Origin of the sequence: Streptomonospora arabica, from assembly GCF_039531585.1 — a bacterium.
GTDB lineage: Bacteria > Actinomycetota > Actinomycetes > Streptosporangiales > Streptosporangiaceae > Streptomonospora > Streptomonospora halophila.
The window spans coordinates 13,498-28,975 of the sequence record NZ_BAAAQI010000011.1; the positions used below are offsets into that span (position 1 = coordinate 13,498).

11 protein-coding genes are annotated in these 15,478 nt (G+C 73.8%); 9 read left to right on the forward strand and 2 right to left on the reverse strand.

Annotated features, from left to right (window positions below):
* Window positions 1-44 precede the first annotated feature (44 nt).
* Window positions 45-1,445: a sensor histidine kinase gene (locus ABD284_RS17330; protein ID WP_344144662.1), complete on the reverse strand. Its 1,401-nt coding sequence runs from the start codon at window positions 1,443-1,445 to the stop codon at window positions 45-47.
* A gap of 704 nt (window positions 1,446-2,149) precedes the next feature.
* Complete coding sequence (locus ABD284_RS17335) at window positions 2,150-3,196, reverse strand: LacI family DNA-binding transcriptional regulator (protein ID WP_344144664.1); 1,047 nt, start codon at window positions 3,194-3,196, stop codon at window positions 2,150-2,152.
* Between the two features lie 276 nt (window positions 3,197-3,472).
* Between ABD284_RS17335 and ABD284_RS17340 the strand changes: the two genes are divergently transcribed.
* The 9 genes from ABD284_RS17340 (at window position 3,473) to ABD284_RS17380 (ending at window position 15,452) form a co-directional block, all read left to right on the forward strand.
* Entirely contained in the window at window positions 3,473-4,993 is a 1,521-nt protein-coding gene (locus ABD284_RS17340) for a sugar ABC transporter ATP-binding protein (RefSeq protein ID WP_344144666.1), read from the forward strand.
* A complete protein-coding gene (locus ABD284_RS17345; protein WP_386699647.1) occupies window positions 4,990-6,093 on the forward strand; it encodes an ABC transporter permease in 1,104 nt (367 codons plus the stop codon). Before ABD284_RS17340 ends, ABD284_RS17345 begins: the two co-directional genes overlap by 4 nt.
* Window positions 6,083-7,210: an ABC transporter permease gene (locus ABD284_RS17350; RefSeq protein WP_344144668.1), complete on the forward strand. Its 1,128-nt coding sequence runs from the start codon at window positions 6,083-6,085 to the stop codon at window positions 7,208-7,210. Before ABD284_RS17345 ends, ABD284_RS17350 begins: the two co-directional genes overlap by 11 nt.
* Window positions 7,207-8,283, forward strand: coding sequence for a rhamnose ABC transporter substrate-binding protein (gene rhaS, locus ABD284_RS17355; protein ID WP_344144670.1), 1,077 nt, complete (start codon window positions 7,207-7,209; stop codon window positions 8,281-8,283). Before ABD284_RS17350 ends, rhaS begins: the two co-directional genes overlap by 4 nt.
* 79 nt (window positions 8,284-8,362) lie before the next feature.
* On the forward strand, window positions 8,363-8,680 hold the full coding sequence (locus ABD284_RS17360; RefSeq protein ID WP_344144672.1) for an L-rhamnose mutarotase: 318 nt from the start codon (window positions 8,363-8,365) through the stop codon (window positions 8,678-8,680).
* 132 nt (window positions 8,681-8,812) lie between these two features.
* Complete coding sequence (gene rhaI, locus ABD284_RS17365; RefSeq protein WP_344144674.1) at window positions 8,813-9,979, forward strand: L-rhamnose isomerase; 1,167 nt, start codon at window positions 8,813-8,815, stop codon at window positions 9,977-9,979.
* 14 nt (window positions 9,980-9,993) lie between these two features.
* On the forward strand, window positions 9,994-11,457 hold the full coding sequence (locus ABD284_RS17370; RefSeq protein ID WP_344144676.1) for a BNR repeat-containing protein: 1,464 nt from the start codon (window positions 9,994-9,996) through the stop codon (window positions 11,455-11,457).
* A 38-nt stretch (window positions 11,458-11,495) separates the two neighbouring features.
* Window positions 11,496-13,550, forward strand: a complete 2,055-nt coding sequence (locus tag ABD284_RS17375) for a bifunctional aldolase/short-chain dehydrogenase (RefSeq protein WP_344144678.1) — start codon at window positions 11,496-11,498, stop codon at window positions 13,548-13,550.
* Between the two features lie 447 nt (window positions 13,551-13,997).
* Complete coding sequence (locus tag ABD284_RS17380) at window positions 13,998-15,452, forward strand: rhamnulokinase (RefSeq protein WP_344144680.1); 1,455 nt, start codon at window positions 13,998-14,000, stop codon at window positions 15,450-15,452.
* The last annotated feature ends 26 nt before the right edge of the window (window positions 15,453-15,478 follow it).

Below are 15,478 nucleotides of genomic sequence, written 5' to 3' on the forward strand. Positions count from 1 at the left end.
CGGCGCCGGCGCGGTTCGCGGGGGGAGGGCCGTACCGCGGCGGGTCACGGTGCGTCCCCCTCCGCGCGGCGGCCCTCGCGGGTGGCGGCGCGCTCGCCCTCCATGAACCCGCCCAGTTCGTCGCGGATCCGCTCGGCCCGGCCGCCGGAGGGTTCGGGGCCGGACGCCGGATCGGGACCGGGGTCCGCGGCGGGTTCGGGTGCGGAGGCCTCGGCCTGCATCATGCGCAGCGGCGACTGGTGCGCCGTGCGCCGGGGCAGCCCCGCGGCGGTGACCGCGGACGTGGAACCGCTCTGCGGCCGGGAGGCGCTCTGCCCGCCGCCGACGGCTCCGGCGGCCGCTTCGGGCGCGGGCGGCATGCGGTGGAAGCCGGCGGACGGCTGCGGCGAGGCGGCCGCCATCGCGGGCGCGGCGGCCTGGGCCGGGACGCCGGGAACCGGGGTGGGCCCGGACGTGCTCAACTGCTCGGCGGGCACGACCGTGTAGGCGCTGACACCGCGGAAGGCCCGCGCCTCCAGCTGCACCCGCAGGCCGTGGCGGTGGGCGATGCGGCTGGCCACGTAGAGCCCCATGTGCCGCATCACGCGCTTGTCCAGCACCGGGGTGCCCGCCAGCCGGGTGTTGATGTCGGCCAGCTGGTCCTGGGGGACGCCGATCCCCTCGTCCTCGACGATCACCAGCAGGCCGCCGTCGGGCATCATCTGGCCGCTGATCACGACCTGGGCGTGGTCGGGAGAGTGGTTGGTGGCGTTGTCGAGCAGCTCGGCCAGGAGGTGGCTCAGGTCGTCGGCGGCTTCGCCGGCGACGAACCGGTCGGGCAGGCGGCCGATCTGCACGCGGCTGTAGTTCTTGATCTCCGAGGTGGCGGCGCGGGCCACGTCGAGCAGCGCCACCGGCTCCATGCCGGCGTCGTCGCTCTCCTGGTCGGCGAGGACCAGCAGGTTCTCGCCGTTGCGCCGCATCCGGGTGGCCAGGTTGTCGATCTCGAACAGCTTGGCCAGCAGGTCGGGGTCCTCGGTGGAGTCCTCCAGGCTGCCCACGATGTCCAGCAGCGACTCCACCATGGTCAGGTCGCGCATCGCCAGGCCGGCGAGCGCCTCGGTGAGCAGGTTCGGGTCCGGCACGGGCTCGGCCGGCTCGGGGGGCACCCACTCCGTCTTGCGGTGCCCGTGGACGGGCGCGCCGGGGGCGAAGCCGTTGGTGCTCTGCCCGCTCCACCGCACGTTCTCGCGGGCGGGGGCGGGCTGCGCCCGGTGGGTGCCGGCACCGGCGCCGGGATACCACTGTCCGGCTCCGGGGGGCGGCTGCGGCAGGGCGTAGGGGGCGGGCGCCGACGCCGGGGGCTCGGACTGCGCCGGCGGCACCGCTCTGCGGCTCAGCCCGAGGCGGCGCAGCAGCCGCCGGAACCGCCCTTCGGGGGAGGATCGGTTGTCGTCTGCGGTCATGGCCGACCGACGGTCGTCGCGGCCTGGGGGTGAGGGCGGCTGGGCCACAACACGCCTCCTCGATTCAGTGGGGGGTACCAGATATGCCGGCCCCGGAACAGCGGTGGAAATGCAGCGGAGACCGTTGCCGGCGGTGGGGCGCACCAGCGCCCCGGCCGCTCTCCACCGCGCCTTTCGGAGCGCTCCTGCCTGGGAATTCGCTTCGGCGGCCGCACCGGCGGCGGGGCAGCCGCTGCGGCACCGGACCCCCGAACAGGAAATCCCTCGGGTCGGACGGAATAGTCGCACGAAACAGGACTTGCACGGGTTTCATTTCGGTCCGCCGATCAATGGCCGACCGAATCAACGGTGAGCCTAGCAAAGGGGGTCGGCGGCAACAGGGAATCCCGGAAAACGCCGCGAAAATGCTTGCGGCGTGCATTCCGCGTCGAATGAGCGTCGGCACGCGTGATGACCGCTTCGTGTCAGCTCCGCCGGAATAGGCGCAATACGCCGAAGAAGAGGTTCGCCGCCGTCGGTGGCGCTTAGTCCCACTGGGGACCTTCGGCCGCGACGGACCGGGCGCGCCGCGGTCGCCGCGCCGGGAGCCGGGGCGGGGCGGGTCGCGGCGCCGGGGACCGGGGAACGGGACCGGTGGACCGCGGCCCGCACCGCGGAGTCCGCGCCGGCGCCGGCGGCGGCCGCGGTGCGGGTCCGGGCCGCGCTCAGGGGCGGTAGGCCGCCGTGGAACCGCGGACGGTGAGCTCCGGCGCGAACCGCAGCCGCGCGTGGCTGTGGTCGGACTCGTGCAGCTCCGACAGCAGCAGCTGCATGGCCGCCCGGCCGAGTTCGTACTTGGGCTGGGCGACGGTGGTCAGCCCCGGGTGCACCAGGGCCGCGAGGTTCACGTCGTCGTAGCCCACCACCGACAGGTCGGCCGGTGCGCTGAGGCCGCGCTCACCCAGCCCCTTGAGCACCCCCACGGCCAGCTGGTCGTTGGTGCAGAACACCGCCTGCGGCCGGCGCTTGGGGCCGCCCGCCAGCACCTCCTCGACCGCCTTCTCCCCCGATTCGGCGTTGAGCTGGGCGGTGTGGATGACCCGCACGACCTCGTCGGGATCGGCACCGGACTCGGCCACCGAGGCCCGCAGCCCTTCCAGCCGGGTGCGGCACTGCTCCAGATGGCCCGGCCCGCTGAGGTAGGTGATCCGCTCGTGGCCGAGGTTGATCAGGTGCCGCCCGGCCGCCATGCCGCCGGCGTGGTTGTCCACCGAGACGCTGCAGGCGATGTCGTCGGAGACGTCGCCGCGGTCCAGCAGCACGCCGGGCACCCCCTGCTTGCGCAGCCACAGCAGGTCCGCGGTGTCGCCGTCGACGGGCATGATGACCGCGCCGGCGGCGCGCTGCTCGGCCAGCAGCCGGATGGAGCGCTGCTGGCGCGCGGCCTGCTCGGCGGAGTTGAGCAGCACCACGGCCAGCCCCTCCTCGCCGGCGGTGTCCTCGACGCCGCGCGCCACCTCGGCGAAGAAGGGGTTGGTGACGTCGAGGACGAGCAGGCCGACCGAGTCGCTGCGCCCGGACCGCAGACTGCGGCCCGAGGAGTTGCGCACGTAGTCGAGCTCGCGCACCGCGCGCTCGACGCGGCGCCGGGTGGACTCGGCGACGCGCTCGGGCCGGTTCAGGACGTTGGACACGGTGCCGGGAGAAACGCCGGCGCGCGCTGCCACGTCGTTGATGCCGACGGGTCGTCTGATGCCTTCGGTCGAGGACAACGCTGCTTCTCCGCGGTGCTCGGGCGGTTCGTTGGCCGCTTATGCTCACAGGTTTATTAAAACGTGTCAATACCCGGTCCCACCCTACTCTCCCGCACGCGCCGGGATCGGGGAACGACCACATCCGGCACGTCACGCCAGAAACGCGTGACAACCGGGAAATTTGCCGAAAACCCCCTTGACACCGCTGCTGTGACCCACCTAACGTCCAGCGTCATTGAAACGTTTTTCAGCGCGCGCCGCCCCCGCGGCGCTCGATTGCCGAAGGAGGACGCCGTGGACCGTCACCCACCACCGGCTCCTCCGCTCCTGTCACTGGTGGGCGTGTCCAAGTCCTTCGGGACCGTGCACGCCCTCCAGGACGTCTCCCTTGAGCTGCGTGCGGGCGAGATCCACGCGCTCTGCGGTGAGAACGGGGCGGGAAAGTCGACCCTGGTGAAGACGATCGCCGGGGTGCACCGTCCGGACACCGGGCACGTCGAGGTCCTGGGCGAGCCGACCGCGCTCAACGCCCCCGCCGACGCCCAGCGCGCCGGGGTCGCGGTCATCTACCAGGAACCGACCCTGTTCCCCGACCTCTCGGTCGCGGAGAACATCTTCATGGGCCGCCAGCCGTTGGCACGCGGGCGCCGCATCGACCGCCGCGCCATGCGCGAGGCCGCCGACGCGCTGTTCGCGCGCCTGGGCGTGCGGCTCGACCCCGACCGGCCCGCCCGCGGCCTGTCCATCGCCGATCAGCAGCTCGTCGAGATCGCCAAGGCGATGTCCTTCGACGCCCGCGTGCTGGTGATGGACGAACCGACCGCAGCGCTGTCGGGCGTCGAGGTCGACCGGCTGTTCGCGGTCGCGCGCTCGCTGCGCGACAACGGCGCGGCGGTGCTGTTCATCTCGCACCGCTTCAACGAGGTCTTCGAGCTGTGCGACCGCGTGACCGTGATGCGCGACGGCCGCTACATCTCGACCGAACCCGTCGCCGAGCTGACCGTCGACGACCTCGTGCACAGCATGGTGGGACGCGAGGTCGCCACGCTGTTTCCCAAGCAGGACGTCGCCGCCGGCGACACCGTCCTGGAGGTCGAGGGCCTGGGCCGGACCGGCGTCTTCGCCGACGTGGGGTTCTCCGTGCGCGCCGGCGAGATCGTGGCGCTGGCCGGGCTCGTGGGCGCCGGGCGCAGCGAGGTGGTGCGCGCCGTCTTCGGCGTCGACCGCTACGAGACGGGCACCGTGCGCGTGTCCGGCCGGCGCCTGCCGCCCGGCCGCTCCTCCGCTGCCATGGCGGCCGGTGTCGCCCTGGTGCCGGAGGACCGCCGCCAGCAGGGCCTGGTGATGGAGATGTCCATCGAGCGCAACGCCACCCTGACCCGGCGCTGGGCGCTGAGCCGGCTGGGCGTGCTGCGCCGCCGCGACGAGGAGCGCGCGGCGGCCGAGTGGGCCGAACGGCTCCAGCTCAAGGCCGGCCGGCTCTCCGACGCGGTCACCACGCTCTCCGGCGGCAACCAGCAGAAGGTGGTGCTGGCCAAGTGGCTGGCCACCGAGCCGCGGCTGCTCATCGTCGACGAGCCCACCCGCGGCATCGACGTCGGGACCAAGGCGGAGGTGCACCGGCTGCTGTCCGAGCTGGCCGGCCGGGGCATCGCCGTGCTGATGGTCTCCAGCGAGCTGCCGGAGGTGCTCGGGATGGCCGACCGCGTGCTGGTCATGCACGAAGGCCGCATCGCCGCCGAGATCCCGCGCGAGCAGGCGACCGAGGAGTCGGTGATGTACGCGGCCACGGGCCAGAAGGGCAGGGCGGCGTGAGCGGACCCGACGAGACCGGCGCCCCCGCCGCGGGCGGCGCCGCGCAGACGAGCCCGCCGCCCGCGGCGCCGGGGCCCGCGCAGGAGACCCGGGAGGAGCACGGCGGCGGCGTCCGCACGGGCCGGCGTATCCGCCAGGCGCGCGAGCTGGGCATCCTGCTCGCGCTGGTGCTGCTCGTGGCCGTGACCGCCCTGGTCAACCCGGGCTTCCTGTCCGGGCAGAGCGTGCGCGACCTGCTGCTGGGCGCCACCCTGCTGACCATCCTGGCCGTGGGCCAGTCGATGGTGCTCATCACCCGCAGCGTCGATCTGTCCGTGGGCTCGGTGATGGGCCTGTCGGCGTTCGCGGTGGGCATGATGTTCGTGTCCTTCCCCGGCCTGCCCACTCCGGTGGTGATGGCCGCCGGGGTGCTGGTGGGCACGGTCTGCGGCGTGGTCAACGGCGTGCTGGTGGCCGCCGCGCGGGTGCCCGCCCTGGTGGTCACCCTGGGCACGCTGTACATGTTCCGCGGCATCGACTTCTGGTGGGCCTCGGGCCGGCAGATCAACGCCGCCGACATGCCCGACGGCTTCCTGGGCCTGTCCCGCGTGACGCTGCTGGGGATGCCGCTGCCGGCGGTGGTCGCCCTCGCGGTGGTGCTGGCGGCCGGCTGGTACCTGCGCAACTACCGCAGCGGGCGCGAGCTCTACGCCGTGGGCTCCGAGCCGGCGGCGGCGCGCCTGGTCGGCATCCCGGTGGACCGGCGGGTGTTCATGCCGTTCGTGGCCAACGGGTCGCTGGCGGGCCTGGCCGGCGTCCTCTACGCCTCGCGGTTCGGCACGCTCGACGCGACGGTGGGCACCGGCCTGGAGCTGGAGGTGGTGGCGGCCGCCGTGGTCGGCGGCGTGGCGATCTTCGGCGGGAGCGGCACCGTCTACGGAGCCGCCCTGGGCGCGCTGCTGCTGTCGACCATCGACGCTGCGCTGCCGATGCTGCAGGTCGGCTCGTTCTGGCAGCAGGCGGTGGTCGGCCTGCTGATCCTCGTCTCGATCGGACTGGACCGGCTGCTGGCGCTGCGCGCCGCGCGCCGGCTCCGAGGAGGTGGTACCCGTGGGGCCTGAGGTGGACACCCCGGGCACGAGCGCACCGCCTTCGGCGGCGCGGTCGGCGCCCGAGCCGCAGCGGGGGCCGGCGCCCTCGGTGCTGCGGTCGCTGCTGCGTACCCGCGAGGCGTCGGTCCTCGGCGCCCTGGCGGTCTCGGTACTGGCCGCCTCGTTCATGGTCGAGGGCTTCGCCACCGGGCGCAACGCCGGCTTCCTGGTCCTGGACGTCGCCGCGATCGCGCTGATCGCGCTGCCGATGACCCTGGTGGTCATCACCGGCGAGATCGACCTGAGCGTGGCGAGCACGCTCGGGCTGACCAGTGCGGTCATGGGCCAGCTGTGGGTCCTGGGCCTGCCGCTGGAGACGATCGTGCCGCTGTGCGTGCTGTTCGGGGCGCTCCTCGGCGCCCTGAACGGGGTGCTGGTGACGGTGGCCGGGCTGCCGTCGCTGGCGGTGACCATCGGGACGATGGCGATGTACCGCGGCCTGGCGTACGCGGTGCTGGGCGACCGGGCGGTGGCCGACTTCCCGTTCACCTGGACGGGCGGGGCGACCTCGCGGCTGCCGGGCACCGACATCCCCTGGATCGCGGTGCTGATCCTGGTGCTGGCCGCGCTCTTCGGCCTGCTGCTGCACGCCACTCCGATCGGCCGCTCGCTGTACGCGATCGGCAACAACGACGAGGCGACCCGGTTCTCCGGGATCTCGGTGCGCTGGACCAAGCTGTGGCTGTTCGTCGCCTCCGGCACCGTCGCGGCCGGCGCCGGCGTCTTCTGGACACTGCAGTACGGCAGCGCCCGCGCCGACAACGCCTACGGCCTGGAGCTTTCGGTCGTGGCGGCGGTGCTGCTGGGCGGCGTGTCGATCTTCGGCGGCCGGGGCGCGCTGCCCGGCGTGCTCGCCGGCGTACTGCTGCTGGGCACCATCCGCAACGCCCTGATGCTGGCCGACGTGTCCTCCGACGTGCTCGACATCGTCACCGGCCTGCTGCTGGTGGTCTCGGTGGTGCTGCCCACCACCCTGGCCCGCGTGCGCGAGCGCCGGCCCGGCCGGCTCCGCCCTCCTAGGGCCGCCTCCCGACCGGCCCTGCCCGTTTCTCCCCCGCGCAGAAGGAAAGTGAAGAACCGACCATGAGAAAACGCATCCGCTACGGCGTCACGGCCGCCGCCCTGGCCGGCGTCATGCTGGCAGCCTCCGCCTGCGGCGGCACCACCCGCGGCGACGGCGACGGCTCGGGCTCCGGCTCGGGCGGCTCCGAGGCCGAGGCCGACCCGAACGCCGAGATCCCCGAGGGCCTGAAGATCAGCTTCCTGCCCAAACAGCTCAACAACCCCTACTTCACCGTGGCCGACTCCGGCGGCAAGGAGGCGGTCGAGGAGCTGGGCGGGGAGTTCAAGGAGGTCGGCCCCTCCGAGGCCAACGCCTCCTCCCAGGTCAGCTACATCAACACGCTCAGCCAGCAGGGCAGCGACGTGATCGTGACCGCCGCCAACGACCCCAACGCGGTCTGCGGCGCGCTCAACCAGGCCCGCCAGGCCGGAAGCGTGGTGGTCACCTTCGACTCCGACGCCTCACCCGAGTGCCGCGACCTGTTCATCAGCCAGGCGTCGGCCGAGGGCATCGCCACCATCCAGGTGGAGATGATCGCCGAGCAGATCGGCGGCGAGGGCGAGATCGCCTTCCTCTCGGCCACGCCCAACGCCACCAACCAGAACGCGTGGCTGAAGCTGATGGAGGAGGAGCTGAAGAAGGACGAGTACTCCGGCATCGAGGTCGTCGACACCGTCTACGGCAACGACGACGACCAGAAGTCCTTCAACGAGATGCAGGGCCTGCTGCAGACACACCCGGACCTGGCGGGCGTCATCTCCCCCACCACGGTGGGCCTGGCCGCGGCCGCGCGGTACCTGGGCTCCTCCGACTACAAGGGCGAGGTGGCCCTGACCGGCCTGGGCACGCCCAACCAGATGCGGGAGTACGTCAAGGACGGCACCGTCGAGGAGTTCGCCCTGTGGAAGCCGAGCGACCTGGGCTACCTGGCGGCCTACGCCGGCGCCTCGCAGTCGGCCGGACGCATCACCGGTGAGAAGGGCCAGACGTTCAAGGCCGGGCGGCTGGGCGAGTACGAGATCGGCGCCGACGGCGAGATCGTGCTCGGCCCGCCCACGGTGTTCAACAAGGACAACATCGACGACTTCGACTTCTGATCCGGCCCGCGGCCGGGCCGGGGCGGGGGCAGGGCGCCCCTCACCGGCCCGGCCGGGCCCCGCCCCGGGGAGGACGGCGATGCAGCGGGTCTGCTTCCTGCTCAAGGTCAAACCCGACCGCCTGGAGGAGTACCGGCGGCGCCACGCCGAGGTGTGGCCCGAGATGCGGGCCGCGCTCAGCGAGGCCGGCTGGCACAACTACTCGATCTTCTGCCGCGAGGACGGCCTGCTGGTGGGCTACCTGGAGACCGAGGACTTCGCGGCCGCCCAGGAGGCCATGGCCGCCACCGCGGTCAACGCCCGCTGGCAGGCGGAGATGGCCCCGTTCTTCGAGGGCCTCGACGGCCGCCCGGACGAGGGGATGGTGCCCCTGACGGAGGTGTTCCACCTGGACTGAGCGCGACCGAGCCGCCCCGCCGCCCTCCGCCTCCCGTCGGGCCACGGGACGATCCTGGGAACCGCCGGCATTTCGGGACCGCGGAACGACCGCCCCGCTTTGAATCGTTACAACCCAAGGAGTCCTCCGAAAATGACCGACCTCAGCGCCGTCAAGGCCGCGCTGCGCGGGCAGTCCATCGAGCTGCCCTCGTGGGCGTTCGCCAACAGCGGCACCCGTTTCAAGGTGTTCGGCCAGCCCGGGGTGCCGCGCACACCCCAGGAGAAGATCGCCGACGCGGCGCAGGTGCACCGCTACACCGGCATCGCCCCCAGCGTCGCCCTGCACATCCCCTGGGACACCGTCGACGACTACGCCGAGCTGGCCGCCTACGCCCGCGAGCAGGGCGTGCGCGTCGGCACCGTCAACGCCAACGTCTTCCAGGACGACGACTTCAAGCTGGGCAGCGTCACCAACCCCGACCCCGGCGTCCGCGCCAAGGCGCTGGACCACCTGTTCGCCTGCATCGGCGTCATGGACGCCACCGGATCGGCCGACCTCAAGCTCTGGTTCGCCGACGGCACCAACTACCCCGGCCAGGACGACGTCCGCGCCCGGCAGGACCGGTTGGCCGAGGCCTTGGAGGCGGTGCGCGACCGGCTCGGGCCCGACCAGCGGATGCTGCTGGAGTACAAGCTCTTCGAGCCCGCGTTCTACACCACCGACGTCCCCGACTGGGGCACCGCCTACGCCCACTGCCTCAAGCTGGGCGACCAGGCCCAGGTGGTCGTGGACACCGGCCACCACGCGCCGGGCACCAACATCGAGTTCATCGTCGCCTTCCTGCTGCGCGAGCACAAGCTCGGCGGCTTCGACTTCAACTCCCGCTTCTACGCCGACGACGACCTGATGGTGGGCGCGGCCGACCCCTTCCAGCTCTTCCGCATCATGTACGAGGTGGTACGCGGCGGCGGCTACGACCCGGCCGAGGGCATCGCGTTCATGCTCGACCAGTGCCACAACATCGAGGCCAAGATCCCCGCCCAGATCCGCTCGGTGCTCAACGTCCAGGAGGCCACGGCCAAGGCGCTGCTGGTCGACGCCGGCGCGCTCGACGCCGCCCAGCGGTCCGGCGACGTGCTCGGCGCCAACGCGGTGCTGATGGACGCCTACAACACCGACGTGCGCCCGCTGCTGGCCGAGCTGCGCGAGGAGGACGGGCGCGACCCCGACCCCATGGCCGCGTTCGCCCGGTCGGGCTACCTGGAGGCCATCGCCGCCGAGCGCGTCGGCGGCAGGCAGGCCGGATGGGGGGCGTGAGCATGGCGAACGCAGTGAGCAGCCCCCCCACCGCGTCCCTCCGCCTGCGGCTGGCCGCGGCCGGGCTGGCCGCGCTGACCCCCGTGCCGGTCCTCACGGCCGCGGCGGCGCCCGCGGCCGCCGACACCGGCGCGGGCGGCGCGCCGGCCGCCGTGGGCGCCGAGCTGGTGCGCGACAGCGTGCTCGACCAGCAGGGGCTCTACTTCGTCTCCTACGACGGAATCGTCAACAACAACTCCTTCCAGCAGGAGGGCATCCTCACCCACGGCGGCTACCAGTACGCCGCCTGGTACACCGCCGACCGCACCGCCGTGATCGCCCGCCGACCGGCGGGCACGCCGGCCGCCTGGCAGAAGGTCCGGCTGCCGCACAGGCTGAGCACGGACGACTCCCACAACGTCATCGCCCTGGGCGTCTCGGCCGACGACGGCCGCCTGCACGTCGCGATGGACACGCACAACTCGACCGTGTACTACCTGCGCTCGCAGGCGGGACTGGCCGACGGGCGCGGGCCCTGGAACGCCGACTCCTTCGGCGCGGTCCAGCGCAGCTTCGAAGGGCTCGACCCCGGCGGCATCACCTACCCCCGCTTCGTGCCCGCCCCCGGCGGCGGCCTGCAGCTCACCTACCGCACCGGCGGTTCCGGCGACGGCGTCCTGCACCTGGCCGAGTACACCGGGCGGGACTGGCACGACCTGGGCGCCTGGTCCTCGGCCGAAGGCGAGTACAGCGCCAACGGCAGCACCAGCGACAGCCGCAACATGTACCTGCACGGGATCGGCTACGACGCCGACGGGCGGCTGCACGCCTCCTTCACCTGGCGCGAGACCGCCGCCGGCGGCGACATCCTGTGCGACCCGGGAGGCCTGGCCAACCATGACACCGGCTACGTCTACAGCGACGACCGCGGCCGCACCTGGCGCACCGACGGCGGACGCCACGCCGCCGAGACCGGAACCGACGACCGGGTCTCGGTCGACACCCCCGGGCACGTGGTCGACCCGCTGGACGTCGACCACGCCCTGATGAACCAGGAGTCGGCGGCCGTGGACTCCGACGGCGACCCGCACATCATGGTCAGCTACGTGCCCGGACGCTTCACCCGGTGCGTCACCGACTTCGTCGGCCAGCGCGAGCGGTGGGCCCGCCCCTTCCACATCTTCCGCGACGGCTCCGGCGCGTGGCACAAGACCGAACTGCCCGAGCGGGTGGCGGCCTTCGGGCGCTCCCGCCTGGTGATGGGGCCCGACGACGACGCCTACGCCGTGCTGCCCGGCGGGAGGATCCTGGCGGCCACCGCCGCCTCGGACTGGAGCGACTGGCGCACCGTCTACGACGGTTCGGGCATCGACGCCTTCGGCGAGGTCCTCGTCGACGACTCGCGCCTGGACGAGGGCCGGCTGTCGGTCTTCTACCAGGAGCCGAGCACCGGGACGGCCCCCTCTCCCGTCCACGTCGCCGACTTCGCGGTCGACTGAACCGCACACAGCACACACAGCCGACAGCAGGGGATGAGATGACCGAGCAGACGGCCCACCCGGAGGTCGAAGCGCTGCTGGAGCGCTCGCACCGGCTGGGCGCCGATCCGCGCAACACCAACTACGCCGGCGGCAACGCCTCAGCCAAGGGGACCGCCACCGACCCGGTCACCGGCACCGGCACCGAGCTGATGTGGGTGAAGGGCTCCGGCGGCGACCTGGGCACGCTCACCGAGGCGGGACTGGCCGTGCTGCGGCTGGACCGGCTGCGCGCGCTGACCGGGGTCTACCCGGGGGTCGAGCGCGAGGACGAGATGGTCGCCGCGTTCGACTACTGCGCCCACGGCAAGGGCGGCGCCGCGCCCTCCATCGACACCGCGATGCACGGACTGGTCGACGCCGCCCACGTCGACCACCTGCACCCCGACTCCGGGATCGCGCTGGCCTGCGCCGCCGACGGCGAGAAGCTCACCGCCGCGTGCTTCGGCGACCGGGTCGCGTGGGTGCCCTGGCGCCGCCCCGGATTCCAGCTCGGGCTGGACATCGCGGCGATCAAGCGCGACAACCCGCAGGCCGTCGGCGTGGTCCTGGGCGGCCACGGCATCACCGCCTGGGGCGAGACCGCGCGGGAGTGCGAGGCCAACTCGCTGGATATCATCCGCACCGCCGAGCGCTTCATCGCCGAACGGGGCGCCGAGAAGGCCCACCCCTTCGGTCCGGTGGTCGCCGGCCGCGAACCGCTGCCCGAAGCCGAGCGGCGCGAGCGCGCCGCCGCGCTGCTGCCGGCGGTGCGCGGGCTGGCCTCGACCGACCGGCCGCAGGTGGGCCACTACACCGACTCCGATGCGGTGCTGGACTTCGCCTCCCGCGCCGAGCTGGAGCGGCTGGCGGCGCTGGGCACCTCGTGCCCGGACCACTTCCTGCGCACGAAGGTGCGCCCGCTGGTGCTCGACGTCGCCCCCGACGCGCCGATCGAGGACGCGCTGGAGCGGCTGCGCGAGCTGCACGCCGCCTACCGGGAGGACTACCGGGCCTACTACGAGCGCCACGCCGGGCCGGACTCGCCGGCGATGCGCGGCGCCGACCCGGCGATCGTGCTGGTGCCGGGCGTGGGCATGTTCTCCTTCGGCGCCGACAAGCAGACCGCGCGCGTGGCCGGCGAGTTCTACGTCAACGCGATCAACGTGATGCGCGGCGCCGAGACCCTCTCCTCCTACGCCCCCATCCCCGAGTCGGAGAAGTTCCGCATCGAGTACTGGGAGCTGGAGGAGGCCAAGCTGCGCCGCAAGCCGGCGCCCAAGCCGCTGGCGACCCGGGTCGCACTGGTGACCGGCGGCGGGTCGGGCATCGGCCGGGCGACGGCCCGCCGCCTGGCGGCCGAGGGCGCCTGCGTGGTGGTCGCCGACCGCGACGCCGACGCGGCGGCCGCGGCGGCCGAGGAGCTCGGCGGCGCCGACACCGCGGTCCCGGTGGCGGTGGACGTCACCGAGCCCGAGCAGATCGCCGCGGCGCTGCGGGACAGCGTGCTCGCGTTCGGCGGGGTGGACCTGGTGGTCAACAACGCCGGACTGTCGATCTCCAAGCCGCTGCTGGAGACGACCGAGGCCGACTGGGACCTCCAGCACCGGGTGATGGCGCGCGGCTCGTTCCTCGTGGCCCGCGAGGCCGCCCGGGTGCTGACCCGGCAGGGCATGGGCGGCGACATCGTCTACATCTGCAGCAAGAACGGAGTGTTCGCCGGTCCCAACAACATCGCCTACGGCGCGGCCAAGGCCGACCAGGCCCATCAGGTGCGGCTGCTGGCCGCCGAGCTGGGCGGCGAGGGCATCCGGGTCAACGGCGTCAACCCCGACGGCGTCGTGCGCGGCTCGGGCATCTTCGCCGGGGGCTGGGGCGCCCAGCGCGCGGCGGTCTACGGCGTGCCCGAGGAGGAGCTGGGCGCCTTCTACGCCCAGCGCACACTGCTCAAGCGGGAGGTGCTGCCCGAGCATGTGGCCAACGCGGTCTATGCGCTGACCTGCGGAGAGCTGAGCCACACGACCGGCCTGCACGTCCCGGTGGACGCCGGGGTCGCCGCGGCGTTCCTGCGCTGAGCGGGCGGGGGCGGTGGCGGGGCGGGAGCGGGGCCGCGGACGGCGGGTGGCACGGCCGCTCCGCCGCCGGAGCTCCGCCGCCCTGCCGCTCCGGCCCCCGCCGCACCGCGCACGCGCGTCGGCGGCCGGGGCGGGGCGGCGCGGCGATGCGGCGCGGACCGTCCGACTCCGGGCAGGCGCAGCCGCCGCCCCGCCGAGCGGACAGGGCGGGGCGCGCTCGCGGGGGGACCCCCTGATCTCAAGTAAAGCCCGCACCGGCCCGCGTCCGCCACTCCGGTTCCGCGGCTGTGGACGGCCGCCGCCCGCCGGCCCCGATGGCCGCCCCGCTCCCTCCGCGCCCGCCCGCACCACCCGCCCGGGGCACCCCGCCCCTGCGCTGCTCCCCGCACAGACCGACCGGCGGCCCTGCCGCCCCTCCCCTGCCGCCCCTACTCGGAAAGGCCCGCCGTGTCCCACTCCGACGTCTTCGCCGCTGTCGACCTCGGTGCCTCCAGTGGGCGCGTCGTCGTCGGCCGCGTCGGCCCCGACGAGCTCGCGCTGACCGAGGTGCACCGCTTCCCCAACCGCCCGCTGCGCCTGCCCAGCGGGCTGCACTGGGACATCGGCGGGCTCTACAACGGCGTGCTCGACGGCCTGCGGGCCGCCGCAGGCCACGCCCCGCGCTCGGTCGGCATCGACTCCTGGGCCGTCGACTACGGCCTGCTGGACGACTCCGGCGCGCTGCTGGGGCTGCCCCACCACTACCGCGACACCCGCACCGACGGCGCCGCACCCGCTTTCGTCGAGCGGTTCGGCGCCGCGGAGCTCTACGCCCGAAACGGGCTGCAGTACCTGCCCTTCAACACCGTCTTCCAGCTCGCGGCGGCACGCGGCACGGCGCAGCTGCGCTCCGCGCACGCACTGCTGCTCATCCCCGACCTGCTGGGCTACTGGCTGACCGGCGAGCGCGGCGCCGAGGTCACCAACGCCTCGACGACCGGACTGCTCGACGTCGCCACCCGCCGCTGGTCGGCGCCGCTGGCCGAGGCGGCCGGCATCGACGTCGCGCTGCTGGGCGAACTGCGCGCCCCCGGCGAGCGCATCGGCACCCTGCTGCCGGGACCGGCCGAGCACACCGGTCTGGCCGCCGGCACCGAGGTCGCGGCGGTCGCCTCGCACGACACCGCATCGGCGGTGGCCGCGGTGCCCGCGCGCACCGAGCGCTTCGGCTACGTCTCGTGCGGCACCTGGTCGCTGGCCGGCCTGGAGCTGGGCGCGCCGGTGACCACCGAGGCGGCGCGCGCGGCCAACTTCACCAACGAGCTGGGCGTCGAGGGCACGACCCGCTTCCTGCGCAACATCATGGGGCTGTGGCTGGTCCAGGAGTGCCTGCGCGACTGGGGCCTGGACGACTCCGCGCTGCCCGGGCTGATGGAGGAGGCGGGATCCGCGCCCGCGTTCGCCGCCCTGATCGACGCCGGCGACCCGCGCTACCTGGTGCCGGGCGGCATGCCCGCGCGCATCGCCGAGCACCTGCGCGCGACCGGCCAGCCGGTGCCCGAGGACCGCGGCGGCCTGCTGCGCTGCGTCCTGGAGAGCCTGGCTTTGGCCCACCGCGACACGCTGCGGCGCGCCTGCGCGCTGGCCGGCCGGGACATCGAGGTCGTGCACCTGGTCGGCGGAGGCGCGCGCAACGAGCTGCTGTGCCAGTGGACGGCCGACGCGCTGGGCCTTCCGGTGGAGGCGGGGCCGGTCGAGGCCACCGCCATCGGCAACCTGGTGGTCCAGGCGCGCGCGGCCCTTCCGGGCGCCTCCCACGGCGACCTGCGGCGCCTGGTCCACGCGGCCGAGCGCCCGCGCCGCTACGAGCCGGCCGGCACCGCCGGGTGGGACGCCGCGGCCGCCCGCCTCGACCTGGAGTAGCCGCGCCGCCGTCGCGCCGGGGCAGG